Below are 24,543 nucleotides of genomic sequence, written 5' to 3'. Positions count from 1 at the left end.
GCTCCTTTATGCGTTGCCGCCGGTGTGCGCCGCGCGAACGGCCGCGACAATATTCGCGTATGCACCGCAGCGGCAGATATTGCCGCTCATGCGCTCGCGGATTTCCTCATCAGTCAGTTGCACCGGGCGACGCCGCACGTCCGCGCTGACGGTGCTCACCGTACCCGCGCCGAACTCGGCGAGCAGCGCGGTGGCCGAACATAGCTGGCCGGGCGTGCAATAGCCGCACTGAAACGCATCGTGCTCGATAAAAGCACGCTGAATCGGGCTTAGCGTGTCGCCTTGCGCGAGACCTTCGACTGTCGTGATCGTTTCCCCGTCGTGCATGACCGCGAGCGTCAGGCATGAATTGATGCGCCGGCCGTTGGTGAGTACCGTGCACGCACCGCATTGTCCGCGATCGCAACCTTTCTTTGTGCCCATGAGCCCGGCGTATTCGCGCAACGCATCGAGCAGCGTGACGCGCGGCTCGAGTTGCAACGTGTATTCGCGGCCGTTGATCATCAGCTTGACCGGACGCGCGGGCGCAGGCGCGAATTGTGGCGCAGCAGGCGCGTCCGGTTGTGCGGCGGGCGTCTGCGCCTGCAGATGCGGCGCGACACCGACAGTCGCGGCGGCCGCGGCGGATTGCAGGAAGCGGCGCCGCGACGTATTCGCGGGAGATGGTTCAACGACGTCGTCGCCTGCATCTTCGTGTACGTGATCCTTCAACATGATGTTCTGCTTGCTCCAATGAAAGGACGTTGCGAGCGCTTCAGCGATTGAACCGGGTGACCTGACTGGGTGACCAGATTCCGCGCGTTGCACGCATTGCACGCGGCGAGCGCGCCAAAAAGAACAACAGCAATTTCGATGCCCCGCGCCCGGTGAAGGTCAAGCGCGGCGTAAGCCGATGCGGGCGGGTGACGCGTGATGCGATGTGCAACCGGCAAGGAGACCGCGACGGACGAAAGCGGATGGACGAATGCGCAAGCAAAGGACAAAACGGGTTTCAACGCAGCACGTTGCGCTCAACAGACCGGAAAGTAAATAGGTACGGCATAGTCTTGCGCATTGAAAGATAAAGTTCACATAGCGTGCATGACTTGCTTATGCTCGTTACTGAAAGCGGAAAAGACGCTTCACGCATCGCGTACAAGGGACGGGCGGTGCGCTGCAATGCGCACTTATGGACCGGCTGGGCCAATCTCCTATTGGACCGCCGCGCTTGACAGAGCTGAAAAGAATTCGAACCCGCGAGGCCATTGCTAGCCATATCGCATAACACGCACCTGACCGGCTGTGCCGCCGCAAGCCGGATGGAGCCGTGGGCGGTGATCCGATTGAGCAGTTTCATGAGCCGCCGCGCCATTCACGTCAGATGCGTGACCCCCTAAAGTTCAGTCATGCCGTCGCCGACGGATCTCATTTGAACAGAAGGGGATTGCCATGAAACGCTTGAGCCAGGCATTGGCTATCGCATCGTTCGTTGTCCTGCCGCTCGTCAGCCATGCGGCCTACAGTGCACCGCTGACGCGAGCCCAGGTGCGCGCCGACCTGATTTCGGCCGAACAGCACGGCTCGTTTCCGCTCAGCAAGGTGCACTATCCGGAGCCCGAATGGAATCCGTCCGCGGTCTATGTCGCGAACAAGGCGGCGCAAAAGAATGCGCAAGACGCGGCAAACAACGCGCGTGCGGATGCCGCGACGGTGAATGCGTATGGCGCGCAGACATCCGGTAGCTCCGCGTCCGGCTCACCGCCTGTCTCGCATGCGGGCAACGGCGTGCGAGTACGGCCGCAGGTGGACAACCTGTATCGCGGTCATTGAGCGCAGCGTGCGCGTCACGTGGGTATCTCGGTTTTGTATCGCCAAACGCAAACACCGTTGCAAGCGCGCGTGCGGTCCAGCCGGGCCGCCGCGCCGCTTCACGGTTTGAGCGGGCGCGGATACCGGGTTGTGTGTCGGCCGTCAGTTTCGCGTAGTGCTTTGTAAGCCAGCAATAGCGAGGTTGTGAAAATGCACTGTCGTCGAACCGGAATCGTAGTGCTAAACAAGATATCCATTCGAATAGATTCACTATGCTTGCGTGTGCGAGATGGTTCTAATCAATTTCATTAAGGCGATAAAGACGGGAATTGCGTCTGTCGAATAGGGAAATAAATGTCGATTAAAGCACTCGAGTCAAAGAAACCGGTTAAAGATCACGCGATGGCGCAACCCGCCGTGACGAACCGGTTACTTGTGCGTCAGCTTCTGTCGCAATGGGAGCCCAAGGCCGGCATCGATGTTGAGCGCGCCCCCTTTGAGCACGAAGTCGGCAAGCGACCGCGCATTCATCTTCTTCATCGCCTGGTTGCGGTGGATCTTCACGGTGATCTCGCTCAGACGCAGTTCGGCGGCAATCTGCTTGTTGCGCAGGCCCTTGAGAATCAGTCGCGTCACTTCGCGTTCGCGCGGCGTGAGGGTTGCATAACAGCGGCGCAGACCGGCGAACGAGTGATCCTTGGCACGCCGTTGCCGGTCGCTTTCGAGCGCGCACGCGACCGCGTCGAGCATGTCCTGGTCGCGAAACGGTTTGGTCAGGAAGTCGGCCGCGCCGGCCTTCATCGCCCGGACCGACATTGCGATATCGCCGTGCGCGGTCATGAAAATAATGGGCATCGGAACCTGTTGAGCGCTGTAACGCTCCTGAACGACAAGCCCGCTTTGACCTTTCAAACGAACGTCGATCACGAGGCAAGCCGGCCGGTCGACGATTTGCAGCGCGAGGAAGTCTTCCGCGCTCGCGAAGGTTTTCACGTTGAAGCCGACCGAATGCAGCAGCATCTCGACCGCCTCGCGCATCGATTCGTTGTCGTCGACCACGTAGACGATCGGCTCGTCTTCGACCATTCGCACTCCGTCATTCACCTCACTCTCCATCGATGTTCCTCCTGCAAGAGCCGCGATTCACCCGCTGAATCACCGTTATTGCATTGAGCATACTGCCGCCTGCCGATACTTGCTAAGTGAATTTCACTTAAATCTCTAAACGAGGTTGAGCGGCGATTTAGAGAAATGAAGGGTGTGAGACTGCACGTCAATTCTGTCGTGAATCGAGACCGTATTGTTATCGCGTCTTTGTTACGTAGAATTCCGGCTGCATCAGCACAGCAATCTGTTAACGATGCCGAAACCTGTTGATGATGAATCGATGGTTTTCGCCGATTTGTCGAGGATGAGATGGATTTGTCTGCCGTGGAGGCGTTTGTGCGTGCCGCTGAGGCCAGAAGTTTTACCGGCGCAGCCAAACAGATGGGGTTGACGGCTTCCGGCGTCAGCAAGGCGGTCAGCCGGCTCGAATCGCAAACCGGCGTCGTGCTATTGCATCGTTCGACGAGAAGTGTCGGGCTGACGGCTGAAGGCTCGGTATTTTTCGACCGATGCCGTGAGATTCTGATGGGTCTGAAGGATGCCGAAGCGGCGCTGCAACAATCGGCGCAGGTGCCGTCCGGCCGCTTGCGAATTGCCGCGCCCATTACGTTCGGCCGGTCGATTCTCGTGCCCGCGCTGGTCGAATTCAGGCGCCGGTTTCCGGACATCACCGTCGAGATCAGTTTCTCGGACGTGTTGCAGGACATTATCGAAGAAGGGTTCGATATCGCAATCCGGATTGGCGATCTGCCTTCGAGCCGGCTGATTGCACGCGAAGTGGGTGTCGCGCACTGGATCGCATGCGCGAGTCCGAACTATCTGAACGAGCGGGGCAGGCCACGGACTCCTGACGATCTGGCCGCGCACGATTGCGTCGCGTATATGGCATCGGACACGCGGCGGTGCCGCGACTGGCATTTCATGTCGGGCAGCCGCGAGTGGACCGTGCGTGTCGGCGACGCCGCGCGCCAGGTGGTCGACCACTGCGATGCGCTGGTCGATGCGGCGCTCGCGGACTCGGGCATCGTGTACGTGCATAACTACGTCGCGGCCGAGCACCTGCGTTCGGGCCGGCTCGAACGCGTGCTTGAAGGTTTTGGCACGCCGAAGCGCAGCATTCACATCATCTATCCGACGCTGCGGCAGCTTTCGCCGAAAGTGCGGTCATTCGTCGACTTCGCGGTGGACGCGATGACGGGTTACGGCGAGCTTTACCGCACAAACGAAGCGTGCGATGTCGCGTGACAAGCAAAAGCAAAAGCAAAAACACAAGCGCCGGTCGGCGCCGGCGCTCATGTTGCAGCGAGCAACGAAAGGTTGCGGTAATCTCCGCGATCAATCGATGCCGTGAAACACCGCATCGTCGGGCCCCAGATACGCGGGCGGGCGCCATGCGGCGTCGCGCATCGAATGCTGGACGAGTTTCTCGACACCGAGCAGCACCGCGAAAATCGCCATCCGCACCGGAATGCCATTATCGGTCTGACGGAAGATGGCGAGCCGCGAATCGTGGTTCAGATCGGTGCTCAGGTCGTTTGCGCCCGGCCGGCTGTCGCGCGGCAGCGGGTGCATGATCAGCGTGTCCGGCCCGCATACGCCATCGACGAGCGCCTGATTGATCTGGAAGTCCGGCGTATAGCCTTCGAACGATTCGTCGGTGAAACGCTCTTTCTGGATGCGCGTCGCGTAGACCACGTCCGCGCCGCGCAAACCGTTCGTCAGATCGTGCGTCTGTTCGATCACATGGCCGTTACGCGAAATCTGCTCGACGATATACGCGGGCATTTCAAGCATCGGCGGCGAGATCAGCGTGAACTTGATGCCGCGATAGAGGGCCAGCAGCTTCACGAGCGAATGCACGGTGCGCCCGTATTTCAGGTCGCCGACCAGCGCGATATGCGCGCCGTCGACAATCTTGCCCAGACGCGAGAACTCGCGCTGAATGGTGTACAGGTCGAGCAGCGCCTGGCTCGGGTGTTCACCGGGACCGTCGCCGCCATTGATCACCGGCACATTGGTCGCGCGCGCGAACTCGGCCACTGAGCCTTGCTCCGGGTGGCGGATCACCAGCGCATCGACGTAGCCGCTCATCACGCGACTGGTGTCGTAGATCGATTCGCCCTTGGCCATCGACGAAAACGTGAAGCCGGTCGTGTCGCAGACCGACCCGCCGAGCCGGCAGAATGCGGCGCCGAAGCTGACCCGCGTGCGCGTGCTCGCCTCGAAAAACAGATTGCCGAGCACCGCGCCTTCGAGCACGCGCGAGATTTTGCGACGCCGTGCGATCGGCTGCATGATGTCCGCGACACGAAACAGCGCCTCGACCGAATCGCGCGAGAACTGGTCGACCGACAGCAATTGCGGTTTGCCTTCAAAGAGAATCTGGCTTGAGAGCGATTGCGAATCTACGCTTTGCGTATATTTTTCAGTCGCCTCACCATTGACGACGATCTCCGATACGAAGCGCTCGACGATTTCCGGCATCGCGCGCGACTCTTGCGAATCATCGGGTAGCAGCCACGTGTCGAGCGCGCGGCGCGATACGCCAATGCGGCTGGCGAAGCCGTCGCGCGTCAGGTTCATGCGACGCATCGCATCGCGCAAAAAGGCTTGTTGCGGAACGCTCATTCGGGTCACCTTGGTCGATGATTGTCGTCGGGAATATACGCGGTGCGTATATTAGTCGGCTGACGCCCGAAGTCAAGCGAAAATAATCGGAACAGTGGGCGAAACTCAGTTCAGCAACGCCGATTTGCCCGTGGTGGTCCGCATCTGCTGGTGCATCAGCGCGCCGAACGCGTCCGCGGTGAGCGGCCGGCCAAGCAGGAACCCCTGCATCTCGTCGCACTGCATGTCTTTCAGCTTGTCGTACTGCGACTCCGTTTCGACACCTTCGGCGACCACATCCATTTCGAGCGAGTGCGCGAGCGCGATGATCGCCGACACGATCGCTTTGCCTTCATGGCCGTTGTCGTCGAGGCCATTCGTAAAGAAACGGTCGATTTTCAGCTGCTTCACGCGAAAGCGCTGCAGATACGCGAGGCTCGAATAGCCGGTGCCGAAATCGTCGATCGAGATTTCGAAGCCGGCCTTCTGGAACTGATGGATGGTCGCGATCGTTTTCGGCGCGTCCTGCATCGCGACGCTTTCGGTGATTTCAAACATCAGTTGCCGGCACGCGACCTGTTCGGCTTTCGTGATGTCGAGAATGGTCGCGACAAGTTCGGGCTGCGTCAGCTGGCGCGGCGACAGATTGACCGCGACTTTCATCGGCGGCAGCCCGGCGGTTTGCCAACGCCGGATCTGGCGGCAGGTCTCGCGCACGACCCAATAGCCGATCTGCACGATCTGGCCCGAACGTTCGGCGATCGGGATAAAGTCGATCGGCGCGAGCTCGCCGAACTCCGGGTGATTAAGCCGCAGCAGCGCTTCGGCGCCGGCGACTTCGCCGGTGTCGCCGCGGAATTTCGGCTGGAAATGTAGCGAGAAATAGCTTTTGCCGAGGCCTTCGTGCAGCGCGCGCTGGATTTTCAGGGTGCGCAGCGCCGCCTCGTTCATGCGCGCTTCGAAGAAGCGGTAGATGCCGCGTCCTTCGCGTTTGGCTTCGTACATCGCGGCGTCCGCGTGCTTGAGCAGCGCATCGACGCTGTCGCCGTCTTGCGGGAAGAGCGCGATGCCGATGCTCGGCATCACCTGCAGCGGCTGGCCTTCGGCGACGATGCCCTCGCGCATCCGCGCGAGCAGCCCGTCGGCCATATGCGCGGCATCCTGCGTCGACGCGAGGTCTTCGGCGAGGATCACGAACTCGTCGCCACCCAGCCGGGCGACCGTGTCCGACGCGCGCACGCACTGCAGCAATTGCTGCGCGAACGCCTTCAGCACTTCGTCGCCGAATGCGTGGCCTAGCGAATCGTTGATCGTCTTGAACCCGTCGAGGTCCATAAAGAGGATCGCGAACGGTCTGTTGCGCGCCCGCGACACGTCGATTGCGCGTCCAATGCGCTCGGTCAGCGAGCTCCGGTTCAACAGGCCGGTCAGCGTGTCATACGTCGCGAGGTGCACGATCTGGTTGTTCAGTGTCGTCACCGAGCCGGCGAGCAGCGTGTTGCGCGCATCGAAGCGCGACAGCAGCAGCGTGACAAGCAGAATTGCGAACGTGAAGAGGATCACCGTGGTCGCAAGCCATTGCGCGTTCTCGCCGGCGGCGACGCTCGCGTTCGCGCCTTGCACGGCGCCGCAGATCGCGCCAGGCACAAAGTCGGCGGCGGCCATGCCGGTGTAGTGCATGCCGGTGATCGCAAGGCCCATCACCGCTGCCGCACCGATCCTTTTCACGATGATGCGGCGCAGGCTCGAATCGCGCAGCGTGTGCGCGATCCACAGCGCGGCAATCGAAGCGGCGATCGCGATCACGAGCGATGCGGCGAAGAGGGCCGGGCGATACTGGATGCCCGGCTCCATGCGCATCGCCGCCATGCCGGTGTAGTGCATGCCGGCGATGCCGAAGCCCATCAGCACGCCGCCCGCGAACAGACGCCGGCGCGATAGCGTGCGCCGTGTGACTACGGCGAGGGCGAAATACGACACGACGAACGCGATCGCGAGCGATATGCCGGTGATCTTCAGGTCGTAGCCGAGCGGGATCGGCAGCGAAAACGCGAGCATGCCGATAAAGTGCATCGACCAGATGCCGACGCCCATCGCCGCCGCGCCTCCGGCGAGCCACGCGCGGCGCTGGCGCGCTCCGGCCAGCAGCGCGATGCGACCCGCGAGATCCAGTGCCGTATACGACGCGAGGGTCGCGACGGCGATCGAGAGCACGACCAGTGCAGGGTTGTACGAGCTCGGCATGGCGGTTTCCGCGGTAAATCACTCCTTTACTAGTTATCGACGCAGATTCGCAATTATTTAATCTGCATTGAATCGCATACGTCAGTGTTTGCCCGAACCCACGGCGTTGCTTACGCAATTTTAAGACAGTAGTCGCTGTAACGGCATTTTCGGCGTATTGTGCTGACGAGTTCCGGCGTGCGACGTCCGGGCCGATTCCGGGTATATCGGGGTATTCGGGGTATTCAAACCATGACCTTGCCGAACGATGACGCGCTTACGCCGCGCGACGCGTGCGTACAAAGCCTGCTCGACTATGCGGTGAGCCGTACCCGGCCCGACACGGTTACGTTCGCGCGTCTGATCGGCGCGAAACTCGCGAGCGGCGAACTCACGCATCTTGGCTTGCCGCGCGACACATTGGGCGCGCTCGGTATCCGCCATTTTCCCGAGGCTGTGCATATCGGCGCATTGCCGCTCGAGGCCTTTCCCGAACATCCTGCTGCCACGCAGCATCAACCGTTCGTCGACGATCTGCGCAAACTGCTGCTGCGCCACGAGCGGCCGCCGATCGCGAATGCGATCGACGCATGGTGCCTCGCGACGATCATCGCGAACGCTTGCCTGCGGCCCGACCACCTGTGGAAAGACCTCGGCCTCGACGGCCGCGACGACGTCACGGAGATTCTTACGCGCCACTATCCGAAGCTCGTTGCGCGCAATGTCGATGGCCTGCGCTGGAAGCGGTTTCTCGCGCAGCAGGTGGCGCTCGACAAAGGGCGCACGCCCGGGCCGGCGCCGGGCTGTCCCGGCTGTGAAGACTTCGACTTCTGCTTCCGGAAAACCTGATGCGGCGGGCGTGAAAACGGGGCGGCAACGGTCACGCGATTCCGGTATAAAGACCGCTGCTTCATTCCCTCGCCATTCACGTTACCAGGAGAAGTCGATGTACCCAGTTCGAAAGCTGATCGCGACGTTCGGCCTACTGGCCGCGCTGGTTGCGCTCGCGTGCGCTGCGCCCGCGTTCGCGCAAACCGCGCCGGGCAGCGCGCCGGTTGCGACGCCGGCCGGCGATGGCACGTTCCTGCTGACCGTATTCCTGAAGCACGATCAGTCGAAGACGCTGCCCGAGATCAACAAGGAACTTGCGAAGCAGGGGTTCTACAAGGCGTTTCCCCCGCCGGGCATCGAGGTGGTCTCGTGGTACGTGATGATGGGCATTGGCCAGGTCGTTACGTTGCGCGTGCCGGCTAACCGGCTGCGCGAAGTGAACCGCGTGCTCGAGGAAACCGCATGGGGCGGATATCGCACGGAGTTCTATCCAACGTACGACTACAAGGCGGCCGCGGAAGAGGCGCGCGCGAAGGAAGGTAAGTAGTCTCGCCACGATCTCACGCAACGAACGCGGGACAACCGCGCGCCGTGAGCCGCCGTCGCCGTCGCCGTTAAGGACTCGCTTCGTCCGGCGACGGCAGAAACGGCAGGTTCCAGGTGGCGAACATTGTCGCGGCCAGCGTGACGATGCCGATCAGGATGCCCTCGAGGCGCATCAGCGCGGGTAGCGGGTTCGCCGACCAATGGTGGTCCTGCACGAACACCATGATGAACGCGATCGTGAACTGCCGGCCGACGTAGCTTGCGCCCTGGCTGCCGCTTTGCACATGGCAGCCGACCCACACGCCGCACGACAACGCGAAAAGGCATGCGATCACGTGGCCGTTCATCAACGGCAGTAGCGCGACGCCGAGTGCGCCCGCGATCAGGCAGCCGGTCAGGCGCTGCACCATTTTTTGCACGACCGGCCGCTGATCGCGGCTCATCAGCGAAGCGGTCGGCAACACCATCACTGCAATGGTCGTGACCAGCGCTTGCGCAAAGCCCGGCAACCTGAGCGTATACGTGAGCGACGCGATGATCGCGATCGATAGGCCCGTCTGAAGACCCAGCAGCATCCGCGCGGCATGCAGCGGGCGCAACGGCGGCGTGGGCGTCGCGGGCGGCGGTGGCGGCACATGGGCATCGGGGCGCCTGCGTCGATACCACTCGATCACCAGATGGAACGTGCCGGCGACCACGACGCACGACAGCACGCCGACCAGCACCTCCGCGACGCGCAGCACCGCGAACGACGCGGTCTTCTCAACCGACATCAGGGTGTGCGCCTCGTAGGTGACCAGCATCGACGTGATGCCGCCCAGCACCCATGCGTAAGAAGCGACCGCGCCATTGCCGCAATACACGCAGATACCGCCGATCACACCCAGCATCGGAATGAACAGCCACGGCCGGTCGCCAATCAGCGGGCCGATGACGACCCCGACCAGCGCGCCGAGCAGCGTGCCGAGCACGCGATACGTCGCGCGCTCGGCGCTGCTGTGAAAACTCGTCTGCATCACCGCAAAGCCGCTGATCGCGGCCCACCAGGTGTTGGTCAGTTGCAGCATGTGCGCGAGCGCGACGGACAGCACGACCGATAGCACCGCTTCGGCGCCGAACAGCGCGCGCTCCGGCGACGGCTTCCACGCGGCCAACTCGCGCCCGAGTGCGAAGATCGCCGAGCGGGATAGTTGTGCGAACGAGTTGAGGGGATTCATCGGGCGGCGGTCCGAGGGCGTCCGCCGGTTAGCGCGTGGCAATGGCCGCGGCGGCGCCCGCCATCATCGTCGCGCTCGTGCGGTTCGCGATACGCACCGCGCGACGGCTGGTCAGCAATTTGCGCGCGCGGGCGGCGACGAGCGCCCAGCCAAGGTCGACTGTCGCGAGTACGAGCAACATGGTTAGCGTCAGCTCGAGCCACGCGAGCGTGCCGACACGCGACAGGTCGATCAGCGTCGGCAGCAGCGCGAGATAGAAGACCATGATTTTCGGATTGCCGAGCGTGACCGCGAGGCCTGCGGCGAACATGCGCCACGGTGAACGATGGGCGGGCAGGGTGCCGGCGTGCACGTCGGCAGGCGCGCGCCACATTTTCCCCGCGAGGTAGATCAGATAGGCGACGCCGGCGAATTTCAGCGCGATGAAGACGGCGGCGAACGTATGCGCGAGCGCGACCAGACCGGCGACCGCGAAACCGAGCCACAGCGCTTCGCCAACCCACATCGCCGCGAGAAACGGCAGCACGTCGCGCAGCCCGTTGGTCATCACGCGCGCAATCAGCGCGGCGATGCTCGGGCCGGGAGAGCCGGCTGCGACGACCAGCGCCAGTGCAAACACGAGCAAACCTGACAAAGCCATGGAGTGTCTCCGGTCGATCGATGCGAATGCATCGGACAGCGGCTCTCGCGGCGCGGCCGCGGGACGGTCCATTATAGCGGCGCGCGGTTGGCGCGACGCCTCGGCCGCAAGCCGCCGCGCGGGCGTCGTGCGGATGTTGTGCAGACGTTGTGCGGATGTCGAGCAGCCACTGCACACGCGTGGGCGATGAAAGCTTGCGCAAGCCTTCGTCAGCCAAAGATCATATGTGTAACGAGGCTGGCATCCGGATTTGCGCTCGCGCATAGTGACGCGTTTGTCATCCGCTCGAATTCACCCCTTGAAGATTTTCACTACCTGTATCGGCGCTTTCGGTGTCGCGTTTTTCGCGAGCGCGGCGCATGCAATTTCTCAACCGCCGCAGCCACCGCAGCCGGGCGCGAACAAGGTGATCGTGCTCGACTCCGCCGAGGCGGACCTATCGCTGATCGACGAGAAGTCGTTTCAGGTCGTCGGTACCGAGAGCACCGGGAAGGAACCGCACCACCTGATGATCACGCCAGACCAGAAGTCGCTGATCATCGCGAACTCGGTGTCGAACAGCCTGATGTTTGTCGACCCTGCGAATGCAGCGGTCCAACGCGTGCTGCAAGGGATCGACGATCCCTATCAACTGGGGTTTTCGCCGGACCATCGCTGGTTTGTGACGGCGGCGCTGCGGCTGGATCGGGTCGACATCTATCGTTTCGACGGACGTGATTTTTCGGTCGCGAAGCGCATCGCGCTCGCGAAAACGCCGAGCCATCTGACGTTCTCATCGGACGGGCGCACCGTGTACGTGACGTTGCAGGATTCGGGTGAACTCGCGGCGATCGACCTGGCCACGCAGTCGGTCGACTGGAAGATACCGGTCGGTCGCGATCCGGCGGGACTCTGGATGACGCCGGGCGACCGCGCGCTGCTGGTGGGTATGACCGGCGAGGACGACGTGGTCGTGGTGGACCCGCATACGCATCAGGTGGTGAAGCGGATCCACACGGGGCGCGGCGCGCACAACTTCCGCAATCTCGATGACGGCCGTCATGTGGCGGTGACCAATCGGGTGGCCAACACGATCAGCATTCTCGACTACACGACGCTGCAAAACACCGGCGAAATCGACAACCTGATGCCGGGGCCCGACGATATGGAACTGTCCGCGGACCGGCGGTTCCTGTGGGTAACGTTCCGCTTTTCGCGGCACGTCGGCGTGATCGATCTGCCCACGCGCAAGCTGGTCTCGACGATTGCGGTGGGGCGCTCGCCGCATGGGATCTACTTCCAGAATCGCGCCCCGGTGTATTCGCCGAATCCGGATTGACGTTCGTAACGCTCGTAAAGGAAAACGCGCCCGGGATGCTGTCCGGGCGCGTTTTCTTTTGATGCGGCTCGCGATAAGCGAAGCGCTACTTGATGAGATTGTTGGGGGCCGCCAGGCAGGTCGCCTGGCTGGACACCAACCTGGCGACTAAGCCATTCAGGCCGCTTCCAGCGACGGGTAGTCCGTATAACCCTTCGCGCCTTCCGCGTAGAACGTCGATGCATCCGGCTCGTTGAGCGGCGCGTTCAGTTCGAAGCGGCGCACCAGATCCGGATTCGCGATGAAGAGCTTGCCCCACGCGACCGCATCCGCTTCGCCGGCATCCAGCACATGCTGCGCGGTTTCCTTCGTGAACTTCTCGTTCGCGATGTACGGGCCGCCGAACGCTTCCTTCAGTTGCGGTCCGATGCGGCCGTCGCCGAGCGCTTCGCGCGCCGCGATAAACGCGATCTTGCGCTTGCCGAGCTCGCGCGCGACATAGCCGAAGGTCGCGAGCGGGTTCGAGTCGCCCATCGTGTGCGAGTCGCCGCGCGGTGCGAGGTGCATGCCGACACGATTCGCGCCCCACACATCGATACATGCGTCGGCGACTTCGAGCATCAGCCGTGCACGCTTTTCGAGCGAACCGCCATATGCGTCGGTGCGCTGATTGGTGGTGTCCTGCAAGAACTGGTCGAGCAGATAGCCATTGGCACCGTGCACTTGCACGCCATCGAAGCCGGCTGCCTTCGCGTTTTCCGCGCCCCTGCGGTATGCCGCGACGATGCCCGGAATTTCGGAGATATCGAGCGCGCGCGGCGTAACGAACTCACGCTGCGGGCGCAGCAGGCTCACGTGGCCCTGCGGCGCAATCGCGCTCGGCGCGACCGGCAGGTCGCCGTTCAGGAAGAACGGGTCCGACACGCGGCCCACGTGCCACAACTGCAGGAACATCGTGCCGCCGGCCTTGTGCACCGCGTCGGTGACGAGCTTCCAGCCTTCAACCTGCTCGTCGGACCAGATGCCCGGCGTGTCGGCATAGCCGACGCCTTGCGGCGTAACCGAGGTCGCTTCGGACAGGATCATGCCGGCGGATGCGCGTTCCGTGTAGTAGTGCGCCATCAGTGCGTTCGGCACGCGGATATTGCCCGCGCGTTGGCGCGTGAGCGGCGCCATGATGATGCGGTTCTTTAGCGTGAGATCGCCAATCTTAAGCGGATCGAAAAGTGTCGGCATGCGTTTCACCTTGTCTTGTGGGTGGTGCCCGTGGGCTAGAGATTCAGCGGGAGTCGAGCTTGAACAAGCTGGCGTTGCGGTGCGTGGGTGTGAAGTCAGAGGTCCGCGTTCATCTGCTCGATAAACGCCTTGATGACTTCCTCGTTGCGTTTGAAGAAGTGCCACTGGCCCACGCGCTTCGACGTCACGAGCCCCGCGCGCTGAAGGGCGGCGAGGTGCGCGGAAACAGTCGATTGCGAGAGGCCGCAACATTCATCGATTTTCCCCGCGCACACGCCGTACTCGTGAGGCAGCTCCTGGTCCGGGAAATGCCGGACCGGGTCGCGCAGCTTCGCGAGAATCTCGCGCCGCACCGGGTTGGCGAGCGCTTTGTGTATCGCGTCGATATCGATGTTCATTGGAACTGCTTCGGTTCAACAAGGTCGTCGTCAGCGTGTAACCGGGATAACGGACCACTGGTTTTCAGTACTACCGCATTTGCATCGTCAGTTGCCGAATCATATATCGTTTTTTTGCGATATGTTTGAAAGCCATTCCGGGACAAGGGGAACGCTTGAATTGAAGGCGGGTAGCACCATGGGGTCACCGCCTCGGATGCAACTAACGGTCTGTCCCATCCCGAACCGTCCTGGCGCGCGGAACCGCGAGGATCGCGTTAGTTCTGTTCGGTGTGAGCGCCGCGCGCGAAATACACACCCCGCTTTGCAGTGGTGCCAAGCCTATCTGCTCAGCGGTTACCGTCAAGCAGATCGCCGAGCATGTTGTCGAAGGCGGCTTGCGCGTCTTCGAGTTCCTGCAGCGCGGCGTCGAAAGTGTGCAGCGCGATCTGCGACGGGCGGCCGCTGCCGGCCGGCGGGAACTGTGTCTGCAATGCGGCGAAGGCGGTTTGTACCTGCTTCGTCGCGCTCAGCACGCGTTCCATCGCGCGTGCCTCTTCGTCTCTTGCCTGCTCCGGGTTCATGCATGCTCCATGGTTCGATGCGCGGCAACATGCCGCGGCGCTCACTATAGCGGCAAAGCGCCCGGCGACTTCACTTCACGTAGCGACAGCGCGGACTCCACGGCGCTGACACCCGGCAATCCGCGCAACTGGTCGCGCATGAAGGTGCCGTAGTCGTCCAGATCGTGCGCGACCACTTGCAATACGTAGTCCGCGGTGCCCGACACGTTGTGGCACGACAGGATGCGCGGAATCGCCAGGATTTCGCGCTCGAAGCGATTAGCCAGGTTCTTGTCGTGCACCGCGAAGCGCACGTAGACAAACGCAAAGACGCCCAAGCCCAGCGCCCGGCGCGACAACTCCGCCCGATAGCGCTCGATGTAGCCGTCGCTTTCGAGGCGCTTGAGCCGGCGCGCACACGGCGTCTCGCTCAGGCCGACCGTTTCGGCAAGCCTGGCGTTGGACATGCGGCCGTCCGTTTGCAGCGCGGCAAGTAGCGCGCGGTCGATTTTGTCGAGTTCATTCATCGGGTTGAAGTAAGGATCTAGTCGATCAACTGATTTTAGGGCAAAGCTCCAAAATAAGTAGGACGAAGATCGAAAAACGCCAGAACCCACTCGCGAATTGCATGCAACATGATGGCCTTGAAGACAAAGAAAGAATCGAGGCCGACATGATTTCCGCTCATCTGCTGGTTTTGTTCATCGCGGCGCTGGCGGTCGTCTGCGCGTTGCCGGGACCCGATATGGCGCTCGTGATGCAAACCACGATCGCGCGCGGCACGCGGCACGGCGTTGCCGCCGCCTGCGGCCTCGCGACTTCCCGCGCGCTGCATGTCACGCTGTCCGCGTGTGGTGTGGCCGCGCTGCTACGCAACGCGCCATGGCTTTTTGAAATCGTGCGGTATGGGGGCGCCGTTTATCTGGCGTGGGTTGCCGTGCAAATCTTCCGCTCGCCGGTGTTTGCGCTGCATGATGCGAACGCGCACGTTGCCGCACATCAGTCACTGCGCAACGCGTTCGTGAAGGGCTTGTTCACGAATCTGCTCAATCCGAAGGCGTTGCTGTTCTGTTCGGTATTGCTGCCCCAGTTCGTGCATCCCGACGCGGGGCCGATCTGGGCGCAGATGGTCGTGTTGGGTGTGGTGCTGGTGGCGGTCTGCAGCGCTTTCGACGCCGTGTACACGTTCGGCGCCGCGCGCATCGCGAACTGGCTGCGCGCGCATCCGCTTGCACAAACGGTGCAGCGCTGGACGTTCTCCGCGGCATTGATTGCCTTTGCCGCGCGCCTGTCGCTTGACTGAGCGCCTGCGTTATTTCTTCAGCATCGTCGCCCGCTCGGACTTTTCGTCGATGATCTTCCGGCGGTGCTTGTCTTTCATCTTCTTCCAGCTCTTGCATTCATCGCGGGTGCGAAGACAGCCGACGCAGTAGCCCGTCTTGCCGTCGAACTTGCAGACGTCGATGCACGGTGATTTGACGCTCATGGAACGGGTCGCGAAACAGGGTGGAAGGGGTGGATCGCCAATCGGACTGTGACTGTCGCATGGCATCGATGCGCCGCGCAAAGTGATTGTCTCAATAGAGACGATAGACCTGTGGACTGCGCATCATCCATTCCCGCCATGAAGACCCTGTTGCTCGCTATCGCGACGACACGCGGCGTGGCCGGGCTGCGTTTTCCGCGCAACCCGGCCGGCCGCCTGCCGGCTGATCCTTCGACCGGTCAGCCGTTGTTCTGCTTACCGAGGAAATCCATCTTGCCGAGTTCGACGCCGTTGTGACGCAGGATGTTGTACGCGGTCGTCAAATGGAAATAGAAGTTCGGCAGCACGAACGCGAGCAGGTAGTCGATGCCGGAAAACTCGACAGGACCGCTGCGCATCTTGAGCGAGATCTGCCGTGTCTCGCTGCCGTCGATCTGCTCCGGCTTAAATTCTTTCAGATACGCGATGGTTTTCTGAATGCGCGCGGCGAGTTCGTCGAACGAGACTTCGACGTCGTCGTACTTGGGCGCCTCGACGCCGGCGAGGCGTGCGGCGCAGCCCTTTGCGCCATCGGTGGCGATATGCACCTGGCGCGCGAGCGGCAGCATATCGGGAAAGAGCCGTGCGCCCGGCAGCACCGACGGGTCGATCTGCTTTTCCGCCGCGTGGGCCTGGCCCTTGCCCAGAATGGTCTGAAGGTTCGTCAGGCCGCGGATCAGCGCCGGCACCGATGCCTGATACATCGAAATGGTCATGAAATCTTCTCCGTGAATCGTTCTGGCGTGCCACACCGTAGCGCTTGCTGTGACCACGGCGCGCGCTCGATGGATGCATCGCGCAGCATCATAACTCCTGCGACCGACTCCGCGCATAGCCATTCGGCCGACTGTTCCTCGGCCAGGAACTGTGTTGGAATCGTTTTGTCGGACAGAACGGCGTAGAACCCTGCATCGAGAACGGCATCGTGCCGTGTCGCGTACAACAGCGGCGCGTGTGCCAGCCATCTACAACGCGCGGTCACGAGCCGCGCATAAGACGGGAGGGACACGATGGGCAAGCATCCATTGCCGGGCAGCGAGCGGGCAGTCACGGAAGGGTCGACATGTGTCGGGCGCTGCGATCCGGCCGAAACCATCGAGGCCGTGGTGATGCTGCGGCGCCAGGACGAACAGCAGTTCGAACAGCTGGTGCGCGGCATCGAGTCGGGCTCGCCCGGCGCCACGCCCATTTCACGCGATGAACTGGAAAGGCGCTTCGGAGCGTCGCCCGCCGACATTGCGACTCTGAAGGCGTTCGCGTCGCAGCACGGGCTGAACGTAGTGCGCGAGGATCGGGCTGCGCGCACGGTTGTGCTGAGCGGCACTATCGCGCAGTTCCAGGGCGCGTTCGACGTCGAACTTCAGCATTACGAGCATCATTCGATCGGCCGTTACCGCGGGCGCACCGGCGCAATCAGCGTACCCGACGATCTCGCCGGTGTGGTGACCGCGGTGCTCGGGCTCGACAACCGTCCACAGGCGCGTCCGCACTTTCGCATCCGTCCGCCGTTCCGGCCCGCGCGGGCGGAACCCGCGGTGTCGTTCACGCCGTTGCAGCTCGCGTCGCTGTACCGTTTTCCGCAGGGCGACGGCGGTGGAGAATGCATCGGCATTGTCGAGCTGGGCGGCGGCTACCGGACATCCGACCTGAACGCGTATTTTTCCAGCCTCGGTGTGAAGGCGCCGAAGGTCGTGCCGATCGGCGTCAACCAGGCCAGCAACGACCCGACTGGCGACCCGAACGGCCCGGACGGCGAAGTGACGCTCGATATCGAAATCGCCGGCGCGATCGCACCGGGCGCGACGCTTGCCGTGTACTTCGCGCCGAACAGCGACGCGGGCTTTGTCGATGCGGTGAGCCGCGCGGTGCACGACCCTACGTATAAGCCGTCGGTTATCTCGATCAGTTGGGGCGCGCCGGAATCCACATGGACCGGGCAATCGATGCGGGCGTTCAACGACGTGCTGCAATCGGCGGTCGCGATCGGCATCACCGTCTGCGCGGCAGCGGGCGACAGCGGCTCGGGCGACGGCGTCGGCGACGGGCGCGACCACGTCGATTTTCCTGCGTCGAGTCCTTACGTGCTCGCGTGCGGCGGCACGAGCGTCGAAGTGTCCGGACAGTCGATTGCGCGCGAAGTCGTGTGGAACGACGGCGCCAATGGCGGAGCGACGGGCGGCGGCGTCAGCGGCACGTTTGCGTTGCCCGCGTGGCAGGACGGCTTGTCCGCTGCCGGCTCGCATGGCGGCAACACGCCGCTTGCGCGGCGCGGCGTGCCGGATGTCGCGGCCGATGCGTCGCCTGCCACCGGCTACGACGTGCTGATCGGCGGACAGAACACGGTGGTCGGCGGCACCAGCGCGGTCGCGCCGTTGTGGGCTGCGCTGATTGCCCGTATCAATGCGGCGAAGGGGCAGCGCGCGGGGTTCGTGAACGCGAAGCTATATAAGGCGGCACGCGTATGCAATGACATCACGCAGGGCAATAACGGCAGCTATGCGGCTGTGTCGGGGTGGGACGCATGTACCGGTCTCGGCAGCCCCGATGGCGCGAAGGTGGCGGCCGCGCTTTAGGTGGGAAATTCACATCGTCGGGCGATGCGGTTGACGTACGCACACAGTGCGTTTGCGGCACGCGCGCGACCGGTCGATGAAAACGGCCACGTGGCCTGGTTTTGACGGTCACGCATTCTATGGAGCGATCATGACAAACAACGAATCGGCTTCTGGCGGTCTGCAATCGTCTCACAACCCCGGTCCGTCATCTGACGGCGCGCGTTCGAGCGCGCCGCATCGCGCGGGTGACCAGCCGTTCTTCGACCCTGTTGCATACGGCAACGGTCCTGACGATTCAGTCAGCGACTCGAGTGAAAACGCGGCCATCACGCGGCATTCGATCGAGATCGGCGGCAAGAAGATTCACTACACGGCGACGGCCGGCCACCTGGTGACGGTCGACCCGAGCAGTTCGCAGCCGAACGCGAAAATGTTCTACGTCGCGTTCACGCAGGACGGGCAGAAAGAGGAAGCGCGCCCGCTCACGTTCTTCTATAACGGCGGGCCGGGATCGTCGTCCGTATTCGTGCTGCTCGGCTCGTTCGCGCCGCGCCGTATCAAAACGTCGATGCCGGACTTCACACCGCCGGCGCCGTATCAGATGGAAGATAACCCCGACAGTTTGCTCGACAAAAGCGACCTCGTCTTTATCAACCCGGTCGGCACCGGCTACTCGGCTGCAATCGCACCGCATAAGAATCGCGATTTCTGGGGCGTCGACCAGGACGCGGATTCGATCAAGCAGTTCATCAAGCGATTCCTAACGAAGAACAATCGCTGGAACTCACCCAAGTTCCTGTTCGGCGAGTCGTACGGTACCGCGCGCAGCTGCGTGCTCGCGTATCGGCTGCATGAGGACGGCGTCGATCTGAACGGCGTCACGCTGCAATCGTCGATTCTCGACTACACGCAATCGGGCAATCCGGTTGGCGCGCTGCCCACCGCGGCGGCGGATGCGTGGTTTCACAAGAAGCTCGGTGTCGCGCCGACGCCAATCGATCTCGGCGCGTTTGTCGAAGAGGTCGCCCAGTTCGCTCGCACCGATTACCTCGCGGTGCTGCGCAAGTTCCCGGCCTCTGACGATGCGATCGTCGAAAAACTCAGCGAATACACCGGCATCGACAGGACGACGCTGCTCGCCTGGAGCCTCGACATCGCGGCCTACGATAGCCGCGGCAACTCGCTGTTCCTGACGACGCTGCTGAAATCGAAAGGCCTCGCGCTCGGCGCATACGACGGCCGCGTCACCGCGATCGAAACCGGTATTGCCGGACAGATTGACCCGAACTCCGGTGGCAACGACCCGACGATGACGGCTGTATCGGGCGTGTATACGACCATGTGGAACACGTACCTGAACGAGCAATTGAAGTTCACGTCGAATTCGGCGTTCACCGATCTGAACGATCAGGCGTTCCAGAACTGGGACTTCGGTCATATCGATCCGACCGGCGCACAGAAAGGAGTCGACCAGCACGGTAACGTCGTGCTCTATACCGCTGGCGACCTCGCGGCCGTGATGGCGCTGAATGTGGACCTTAAAGTGCTATCCGCAAACGGTTTCTACGATTTCGTCACGCCGTTCTATCAGACGATCATCGACTTGCAGCGCATGCCGCTCGTCAGCCACCAGGTGCGCGAGAATTTGTCCGCGCGGTTCTATCCATCGGGGCACATGGTGTATCTCGACGGCGGGTCGCGTACCGCGCTCAAGCACGATCTCGCGGCTATGTACGATTCCGCGGTGAATAACACGGCGGCGCTCGGTCGCATCCGCGCATTGCAGGCACGCAAACTGGAGAAGGAGGCGAAGCCTGCGCAATAGGCATTGCGATGCCGTGATCAGCGGACGGTTTGTGCTCACGGCATCGTTGATTGCGCTGTGCGTCAAGGTGCCGCGTCGCGTTGAGTCAAGCGGACCTCTGCGGCTTGCGGCATTGCCGCGCGTGAACGCACGCAGCGGTTTTCGCGCCCGATTGAAAGGTTGCGAACGCAATCTTTTTGCGGTTCGAATGCGTGTTTTTCAGACCATCGATGCGGGAGAATTCGCAGTGCCGACGCCGAGTATGTTTTAATTGGTCTGCGAATTGACCCTTCCGTGCCGTTCGATGGCGCGCTAACCCATGAACGAAGGCAAGTCAGACAGGCGCGAAAACGCGCACCGTATCAGTCATATCGAGTCAACCCCTCATCGCCGCACCGCGAGCGCGTCCTGGCGCGCGTGGCCGACGCGAACCGCGCGCAACGCGGCGATAGCGGCGTTATGCATCTGGACCACGTCATATTGGAACGCGGCCCTCGCGCAACACAAATCGATGCTTGACGAGCGCGTCACGCAGCAGTCGGTGGCGGACACGATCTGCAAGCCGGGCTACGCGGATACCGTGTCACCGCCGCTCGACGAGATGCTGGCGCACAAGAATCAGTTACTCGCCGAGCGCGGCATCGATGCCGATGACAGCACCGACTACGCGCTCGACCGGCGTGTGCCGATCGTGCTCGGCGGCTCGCCGGATGCGCTCGAAAACTTCGATTTGTTGCCGTGGGGCGGGCATCGCGGCGAACGCCGCAAGGAATTGCTGACCGCGAAGTTGAAGCGCTGTGTCTGCGCCGGAAAAATGAGCCTGAGCGCGGCGCAGGCGGCGATCGCGGGCGACTGGCCCGCGCAATACGCGCACTTGCGCCGCGCGTCGTGCGAAGACGATCAACCCGGCAGGGCGACCGATTCCGACGACGACGGTTCGTGACGCGCAAATCCGGATCTGGAGAATACCCATGACGAAGCTGAAGCTCAGTTTGATGGCCGCTGCTGCGGTGTCCGGCTTCCTGATGATGAACAGCGCATCCGCATCGGCGGGCGCGCCGCTGAAATGCCGCACGGGCGACGCGCTGCAGATTCGCGGCGACGCGCCGGCGGCGATCAGCTACGATGTGTACAGCCAGTTGTACCCGCTGTCCGCGAAGCGGCTTGCGTTGTTCCAGGAAGCGGGCACCGTCAGGCATCTGCCGGATGGCCTCGACGTTTGCGAGATCGCGGACGACGGCGTGGCCGATCCGTCCGCGGTGCTGGTACGCGGCCCGCGTGACAAGATGGCGTGGTGGGTCAGCGCGGATCACGTCGAGGCGAGTGCGGCAAAACCGGCAAACGCCGCGAACGACTGACCTCCGCGGCGCGCCGCACGGGCCTGTGACGCGAGCGGGGCCGGTTCTTGCGCATACGGGACAATGCCGCGGGAGTGTGCGGCACTTCAACGGAGTGTGCGATATGACGACGTCTGACCTGCACGTGGCAGCGACGCGCTCGCTGCATAGGTTTCGTTGCGCGGGGTACCTATGAACCTGATCGTCTGGAATATCCCGCAGACCTGTTCCGAACAGGAAGTCCGCGAGTTTTTGCAGCACGAACTCGGCCATTACGCGAAGAATGTCATCGTGCACGAGCAGGGCACGTCGAACGCGTATGCGCATGTCGAGCTAAATGCGGACGTGCCTTATGTCGGCGACGTCATCGCGCAGCAGGTGCATGGCAAGTTGTTGGGCGGCGTTGCGTTACAGGCGAGCGTGATGCCTTTCGACGAAAAACCTGCGCCGCCGCCGCAACGTCTGTAAGCGGCCGGCGCACCGGCGCTGTCGGTCTCGGCGCGTCGCAGCGGTTGCGCCAGCCTTCGCTCCCCTGTGTGAATGCCCGCAGTCGCGACACTCACGATCGACGTACCGGCGCTTGCCAATCGAACGGCGTGTAAGGCAGCGCGCGTTTATGCGCGCTCGCCCCGTAAAAGCGCATCACCGTTTGATAGACCGCGTCGCTGACCGGTTTGCCTTCGAGAAAGTCGTCGATATCGTCGTAGCGGATTCCGTATGCGTCCTCGTCCGGACGTTGCGGGCGCAACATCTCGAGGTCGGCGGTCGGCACTTTGTGGGCAAGTGCATCCGGTGCGCCGAGTGCTTGCGCGAGCGCGCGCACCCGTCGTTTGTTCAGGCCCGCGAGCGGCAGCACATCCGCCCCGCCGTCGCCAAACTTCGTGAAAAAGCCCATCACTGACTCGGCCGCGTGATCGGTGCCGATCACCACGCCGCGTCGCGCGCTTGCCACCGCATATTGCGCGATCATGCGGCTGCGCGCCTTGATATTGCCGTGCACGAAGTCCTGTTGCTCGTGATTCGTGAAGCGCAAACCGCTTGCGTCGAGCGATGCGAGCATTGCGTCCGCGGCAGGCTTCACGTCGACCGTCAGCAGTTCGTCCGCGCGAATGAACGAAAGTGACTGCTGCGCGTCTGCTTCGTCCTGCTGCGCGCCGTATGGCAGGCGCATCGCGACGAAGCGCGCATCGTGATGCGCGGCGCGCAGACGCTCGACCGCCAACTGTGCGAGACGGCCCGCGGTGGTCGAATCAACGCCACCGCTGATGCCGAGCACATAGGTCGCGAGTCCGTTCGCGCGCAGATAGTGCGCGAGAAATTCGACGCGTTGTTCGATTTCCCGCGCGGCGTCGAACGACGCGGCGACATGCAATTCGGCCGCAATGCGCTGCTGTCGCGCGACGCGGTTTTCGTCTTGCGGGTGGGTGGTCATCGGCGAGCTCCTCGAGATGGGACGCTGCAAGGTGGCGGGATGCGTGTTCGCAGAGAGTCTGGTTTAATGTCGACAGCCTGTCGTCGATTATGTTCAGCTTAAGCCTTAATTTTCCTGACGCATTGCCGGTACATTAGCGCGACGCTCCGTCGCGATATCGGTCGAATTGGGCTGATGTTTTGCCCATTTGATGCTGGATATTCGTGTTCTGATTCCCGACGATCGACGTCGTCTTCGTCTTCGTCTTCGTCTTCGTCTTCGTCTTCGTCGAAGGACCTGCGTGGGCTTAACCTTGCGCGGGCCTTTTCCGCGCGCGGGAAGAGCCGGCGCGGTCAACGGTATGCGGGTTTGCACACATAGCGATGAACAACAATAAGCTTGACCGGACGGCGAAATATCCGCCGGATTCCGGGGGCGGCAATAACGAATGCGATTCAACTAAAGCCATGCGCTGTTTCGGTCATATTGGGCGCGTTTGTCTCGTGATAGGTATCGCCGCTTTAATCGGCTGGTGCGCTTGCGGCACGCGTGCATTCGCGGCTGGTACTTCGCATACGTCGTCGGCATGGTCCGCGCTGGTGTCCCAGGTGACCGCGCGTGACGCGGTCGGCGGCGCCGATCCGCGTCAGGCGCTGTTGATGCGCGACGTGTTTGCGCACGCGGTCACGCGCCGCCTCAAGGTGCCGCTCGCCGAACAGCGCGCGTATGGCGTGCGACTGCAGGCGATGCTCGACAGCAATGAACTCGGCGACCTGTCGGGCGAGTATGTCGCGCTCGTCGACCGCAATCAGAACGTGCAGGCGCTGTTTATCTATTTCCGCGCGGTACCGGCCGACAGCTGGCAACTGATCGGTGCATCGCCGGTTGCAACTGGCCGGCCCGGGCAGTTCGATCATTTCATCACGCCCCTGGGCGTGTTCGAGCACACGCCGGACAATATGGACTTCCGCGCGGAAGGCACGATGAACCAGAACGGCATTCGTGGCTACGGCCGGCACGATATGCGGATCTTCGATCTCGGCTGGGCGCAGGCTGAGCGCGGCTGGGGCAAGGGTGGCCTATCGGAAATGCGCTTCCAGATGCATGCGACCGACCCGGACCGGCTTGAGCCGCTGCTTGGCATTCGACATTCGAAGGGCTGTGTGCGGATTCCCGCGACGCTCAACGTGTTTCTCGATCACTTCGGCATTCTCGATGCCGAATACGAAAACCTCGTCGACTCGGGCCGGGCGCTATGGGTGCTGCATTCGGACCGGCAGGTAACGCCATGGTCGGGGCGCTATATCGTCGTCGTCGATTCGGAGCGCAACGCGCGGCCGGCGTGGTCGCCGTCGCCGAGCAGTGCGGTGCGCGCGAAGGTGCCGGCCGGCGCGGACACGGCAGACTGAACGTAGCCCGTATCACCGCAGCCGGTGTCACGCGGCGTGTTGACGCGATACGGTGTCGTCACTTATCGCC

At 62.6% G+C, this 24,543-nt stretch carries 25 protein-coding genes; 12 read left to right on the top strand and 13 right to left on the bottom strand.

Translation table 11 applies throughout. The annotated features are described in order from the left end of the window. Positions 1-6 precede the first annotated feature (6 nt). Entirely contained in the window at positions 7-714 is a 708-nt protein-coding gene (locus BX592_RS29605) for a 2Fe-2S iron-sulfur cluster-binding protein (RefSeq protein ID WP_134196847.1), read from the bottom strand. A 714-nt stretch (positions 715-1,428) separates the two neighbouring features. Between BX592_RS29605 and BX592_RS29600 the strand changes: the two genes are divergently transcribed. Continuing rightward, positions 1,429-1,809, top strand: a complete 381-nt coding sequence (locus tag BX592_RS29600) for a DUF4148 domain-containing protein (protein ID WP_134196846.1) — start codon at positions 1,429-1,431, stop codon at positions 1,807-1,809. A 408-nt stretch (positions 1,810-2,217) separates the two neighbouring features. Here the strand turns inward: BX592_RS29600 and BX592_RS29595 are convergent, their stop codons facing one another. Further along, a complete protein-coding gene (locus BX592_RS29595; RefSeq protein ID WP_377681639.1) occupies positions 2,218-2,904 on the bottom strand; it encodes a response regulator transcription factor in 687 nt (228 codons plus the stop codon). Between the two features lie 300 nt (positions 2,905-3,204). Here BX592_RS29595 and BX592_RS29590 point away from each other — a divergent pair, with 300 nt between their 5' ends. Next, positions 3,205-4,140, top strand: coding sequence for a LysR family transcriptional regulator (locus BX592_RS29590; RefSeq protein WP_134196845.1), 936 nt, complete (start codon positions 3,205-3,207; stop codon positions 4,138-4,140). 90 nt (positions 4,141-4,230) lie between these two features. Here the strand turns inward: BX592_RS29590 and BX592_RS29585 are convergent, their stop codons facing one another. Next, entirely contained in the window at positions 4,231-5,523 is a 1,293-nt protein-coding gene (locus BX592_RS29585; RefSeq protein WP_134196844.1) for an aspartate carbamoyltransferase, read from the bottom strand. A 105-nt stretch (positions 5,524-5,628) separates the two neighbouring features. Further along, positions 5,629-7,746, bottom strand: coding sequence for a putative bifunctional diguanylate cyclase/phosphodiesterase (locus BX592_RS29580; protein WP_134196843.1), 2,118 nt, complete (start codon positions 7,744-7,746; stop codon positions 5,629-5,631). Between the two features lie 231 nt (positions 7,747-7,977). Between BX592_RS29580 and BX592_RS29575 the strand changes: the two genes are divergently transcribed. Both BX592_RS29575 and BX592_RS29570 read left to right on the top strand, forming a co-directional pair. Further along, entirely contained in the window at positions 7,978-8,574 is a 597-nt protein-coding gene (locus BX592_RS29575; RefSeq protein ID WP_134196842.1) for a nitrogen fixation protein NifQ, read from the top strand. Positions 8,575-8,671: 97 nt separating this feature from the next. Next, on the top strand, positions 8,672-9,103 hold the full coding sequence (locus BX592_RS29570; RefSeq protein ID WP_134196841.1) for a hypothetical protein: 432 nt from the start codon (positions 8,672-8,674) through the stop codon (positions 9,101-9,103). A 67-nt stretch (positions 9,104-9,170) separates the two neighbouring features. Here the strand turns inward: BX592_RS29570 and BX592_RS29565 are convergent, their stop codons facing one another. Together BX592_RS29565 and BX592_RS29560 are read right to left on the bottom strand one after the other, a co-directional pair. Further along, positions 9,171-10,319 carry an FUSC family protein gene (locus tag BX592_RS29565; protein WP_134196840.1) on the bottom strand — a complete coding sequence of 383 codons (1,149 nt, stop codon included), beginning with the start codon at positions 10,317-10,319 and terminating at the stop codon, positions 9,171-9,173. Positions 10,320-10,347: 28 nt separating this feature from the next. After that, complete coding sequence (locus BX592_RS29560; protein ID WP_134196839.1) at positions 10,348-10,959, bottom strand: LysE family translocator; 612 nt, start codon at positions 10,957-10,959, stop codon at positions 10,348-10,350. 289 nt (positions 10,960-11,248) lie between these two features. On the opposite strand from BX592_RS29560, the gene BX592_RS29555 reads away from it, so the two are divergent. Then, the gene (locus BX592_RS29555) at positions 11,249-12,277 is read left to right on the top strand and encodes a YncE family protein (RefSeq protein ID WP_377681641.1); all 1,029 of its coding nucleotides are present in this window, start codon (positions 11,249-11,251) and stop codon (positions 12,275-12,277) included. A gap of 156 nt (positions 12,278-12,433) precedes the next feature. Here the strand turns inward: BX592_RS29555 and BX592_RS29550 are convergent, their stop codons facing one another. From BX592_RS29550 to BX592_RS29535, 4 genes are all read right to left on the bottom strand, one after another. Beyond that, the gene (locus BX592_RS29550; protein ID WP_134196838.1) at positions 12,434-13,492 is read right to left on the bottom strand and encodes an alkene reductase; all 1,059 of its coding nucleotides are present in this window, start codon (positions 13,490-13,492) and stop codon (positions 12,434-12,436) included. A gap of 95 nt (positions 13,493-13,587) precedes the next feature. After that, positions 13,588-13,890, bottom strand: a complete 303-nt coding sequence (locus tag BX592_RS29545; protein ID WP_134196837.1) for an ArsR/SmtB family transcription factor — start codon at positions 13,888-13,890, stop codon at positions 13,588-13,590. A gap of 329 nt (positions 13,891-14,219) precedes the next feature. Next, positions 14,220-14,453 carry a hypothetical protein gene (locus BX592_RS29540; protein WP_134196836.1) on the bottom strand — a complete coding sequence of 78 codons (234 nt, stop codon included), beginning with the start codon at positions 14,451-14,453 and terminating at the stop codon, positions 14,220-14,222. A gap of 44 nt (positions 14,454-14,497) precedes the next feature. After that, positions 14,498-14,959 (bottom strand): Lrp/AsnC family transcriptional regulator, encoded by a 462-nt coding sequence (locus tag BX592_RS29535; protein ID WP_134196835.1) that lies wholly within the window; start codon positions 14,957-14,959, stop codon positions 14,498-14,500. A 146-nt stretch (positions 14,960-15,105) separates the two neighbouring features. Between BX592_RS29535 and BX592_RS29530 the strand changes: the two genes are divergently transcribed. Next, positions 15,106-15,735: a LysE family translocator gene (locus tag BX592_RS29530; RefSeq protein ID WP_134196834.1), complete on the top strand. Its 630-nt coding sequence runs from the start codon at positions 15,106-15,108 to the stop codon at positions 15,733-15,735. Between the two features lie 9 nt (positions 15,736-15,744). Here BX592_RS29530 and BX592_RS29525 read toward each other — a convergent pair whose 3' ends face one another. Both BX592_RS29525 and BX592_RS29520 read right to left on the bottom strand, forming a co-directional pair. Beyond that, positions 15,745-15,918, bottom strand: coding sequence for a DUF1289 domain-containing protein (locus tag BX592_RS29525; RefSeq protein WP_134196833.1), 174 nt, complete (start codon positions 15,916-15,918; stop codon positions 15,745-15,747). Between the two features lie 239 nt (positions 15,919-16,157). Further along, positions 16,158-16,673 (bottom strand): DUF1993 domain-containing protein, encoded by a 516-nt coding sequence (locus BX592_RS29520; protein WP_134196832.1) that lies wholly within the window; start codon positions 16,671-16,673, stop codon positions 16,158-16,160. Between the two features lie 294 nt (positions 16,674-16,967). Between BX592_RS29520 and BX592_RS29515 the strand changes: the two genes are divergently transcribed. The 5 genes from BX592_RS29515 to BX592_RS29495 all read left to right on the top strand — a co-directional run bounded on the left by BX592_RS29515 (position 16,968) and on the right by BX592_RS29495 (position 22,121). Beyond that, positions 16,968-18,530: a S53 family peptidase gene (locus BX592_RS29515; RefSeq protein WP_134196831.1), complete on the top strand. Its 1,563-nt coding sequence runs from the start codon at positions 16,968-16,970 to the stop codon at positions 18,528-18,530. Between the two features lie 130 nt (positions 18,531-18,660). After that, on the top strand, positions 18,661-20,337 hold the full coding sequence (locus tag BX592_RS29510; RefSeq protein ID WP_134196830.1) for a S10 family peptidase: 1,677 nt from the start codon (positions 18,661-18,663) through the stop codon (positions 20,335-20,337). Positions 20,338-20,635: 298 nt separating this feature from the next. Beyond that, positions 20,636-21,259 (top strand): hypothetical protein, encoded by a 624-nt coding sequence (locus tag BX592_RS29505; RefSeq protein WP_134196829.1) that lies wholly within the window; start codon positions 20,636-20,638, stop codon positions 21,257-21,259. A 37-nt stretch (positions 21,260-21,296) separates the two neighbouring features. Continuing rightward, the gene (locus BX592_RS29500; RefSeq protein WP_134196874.1) at positions 21,297-21,674 is read left to right on the top strand and encodes a hypothetical protein; all 378 of its coding nucleotides are present in this window, start codon (positions 21,297-21,299) and stop codon (positions 21,672-21,674) included. A 171-nt stretch (positions 21,675-21,845) separates the two neighbouring features. Beyond that, on the top strand, positions 21,846-22,121 hold the full coding sequence (locus BX592_RS29495) for an RNA-binding protein (RefSeq protein WP_134196828.1): 276 nt from the start codon (positions 21,846-21,848) through the stop codon (positions 22,119-22,121). A 91-nt stretch (positions 22,122-22,212) separates the two neighbouring features. On the opposite strand, the gene nadE is transcribed toward BX592_RS29495, so the two are convergent. Beyond that, complete coding sequence (gene nadE, locus BX592_RS29490; RefSeq protein WP_134196827.1) at positions 22,213-23,085, bottom strand: ammonia-dependent NAD(+) synthetase; 873 nt, start codon at positions 23,083-23,085, stop codon at positions 22,213-22,215. A gap of 482 nt (positions 23,086-23,567) precedes the next feature. On the opposite strand from nadE, the gene BX592_RS29485 reads away from it, so the two are divergent. Continuing rightward, a complete protein-coding gene (locus tag BX592_RS29485) occupies positions 23,568-24,473 on the top strand; it encodes a L,D-transpeptidase (protein ID WP_377681640.1) in 906 nt (301 codons plus the stop codon). Positions 24,474-24,543 lie beyond the last annotated feature (70 nt).

Origin of the sequence: Paraburkholderia rhizosphaerae, from assembly GCF_004366595.1 — a bacterium.
Lineage (GTDB): Bacteria > Pseudomonadota > Gammaproteobacteria > Burkholderiales > Burkholderiaceae > Paraburkholderia > Paraburkholderia rhizosphaerae.
The sequence above is the reverse complement of the archived record's forward strand: the minus strand, read 5'-3'. Positions and strand labels throughout refer to the sequence as shown.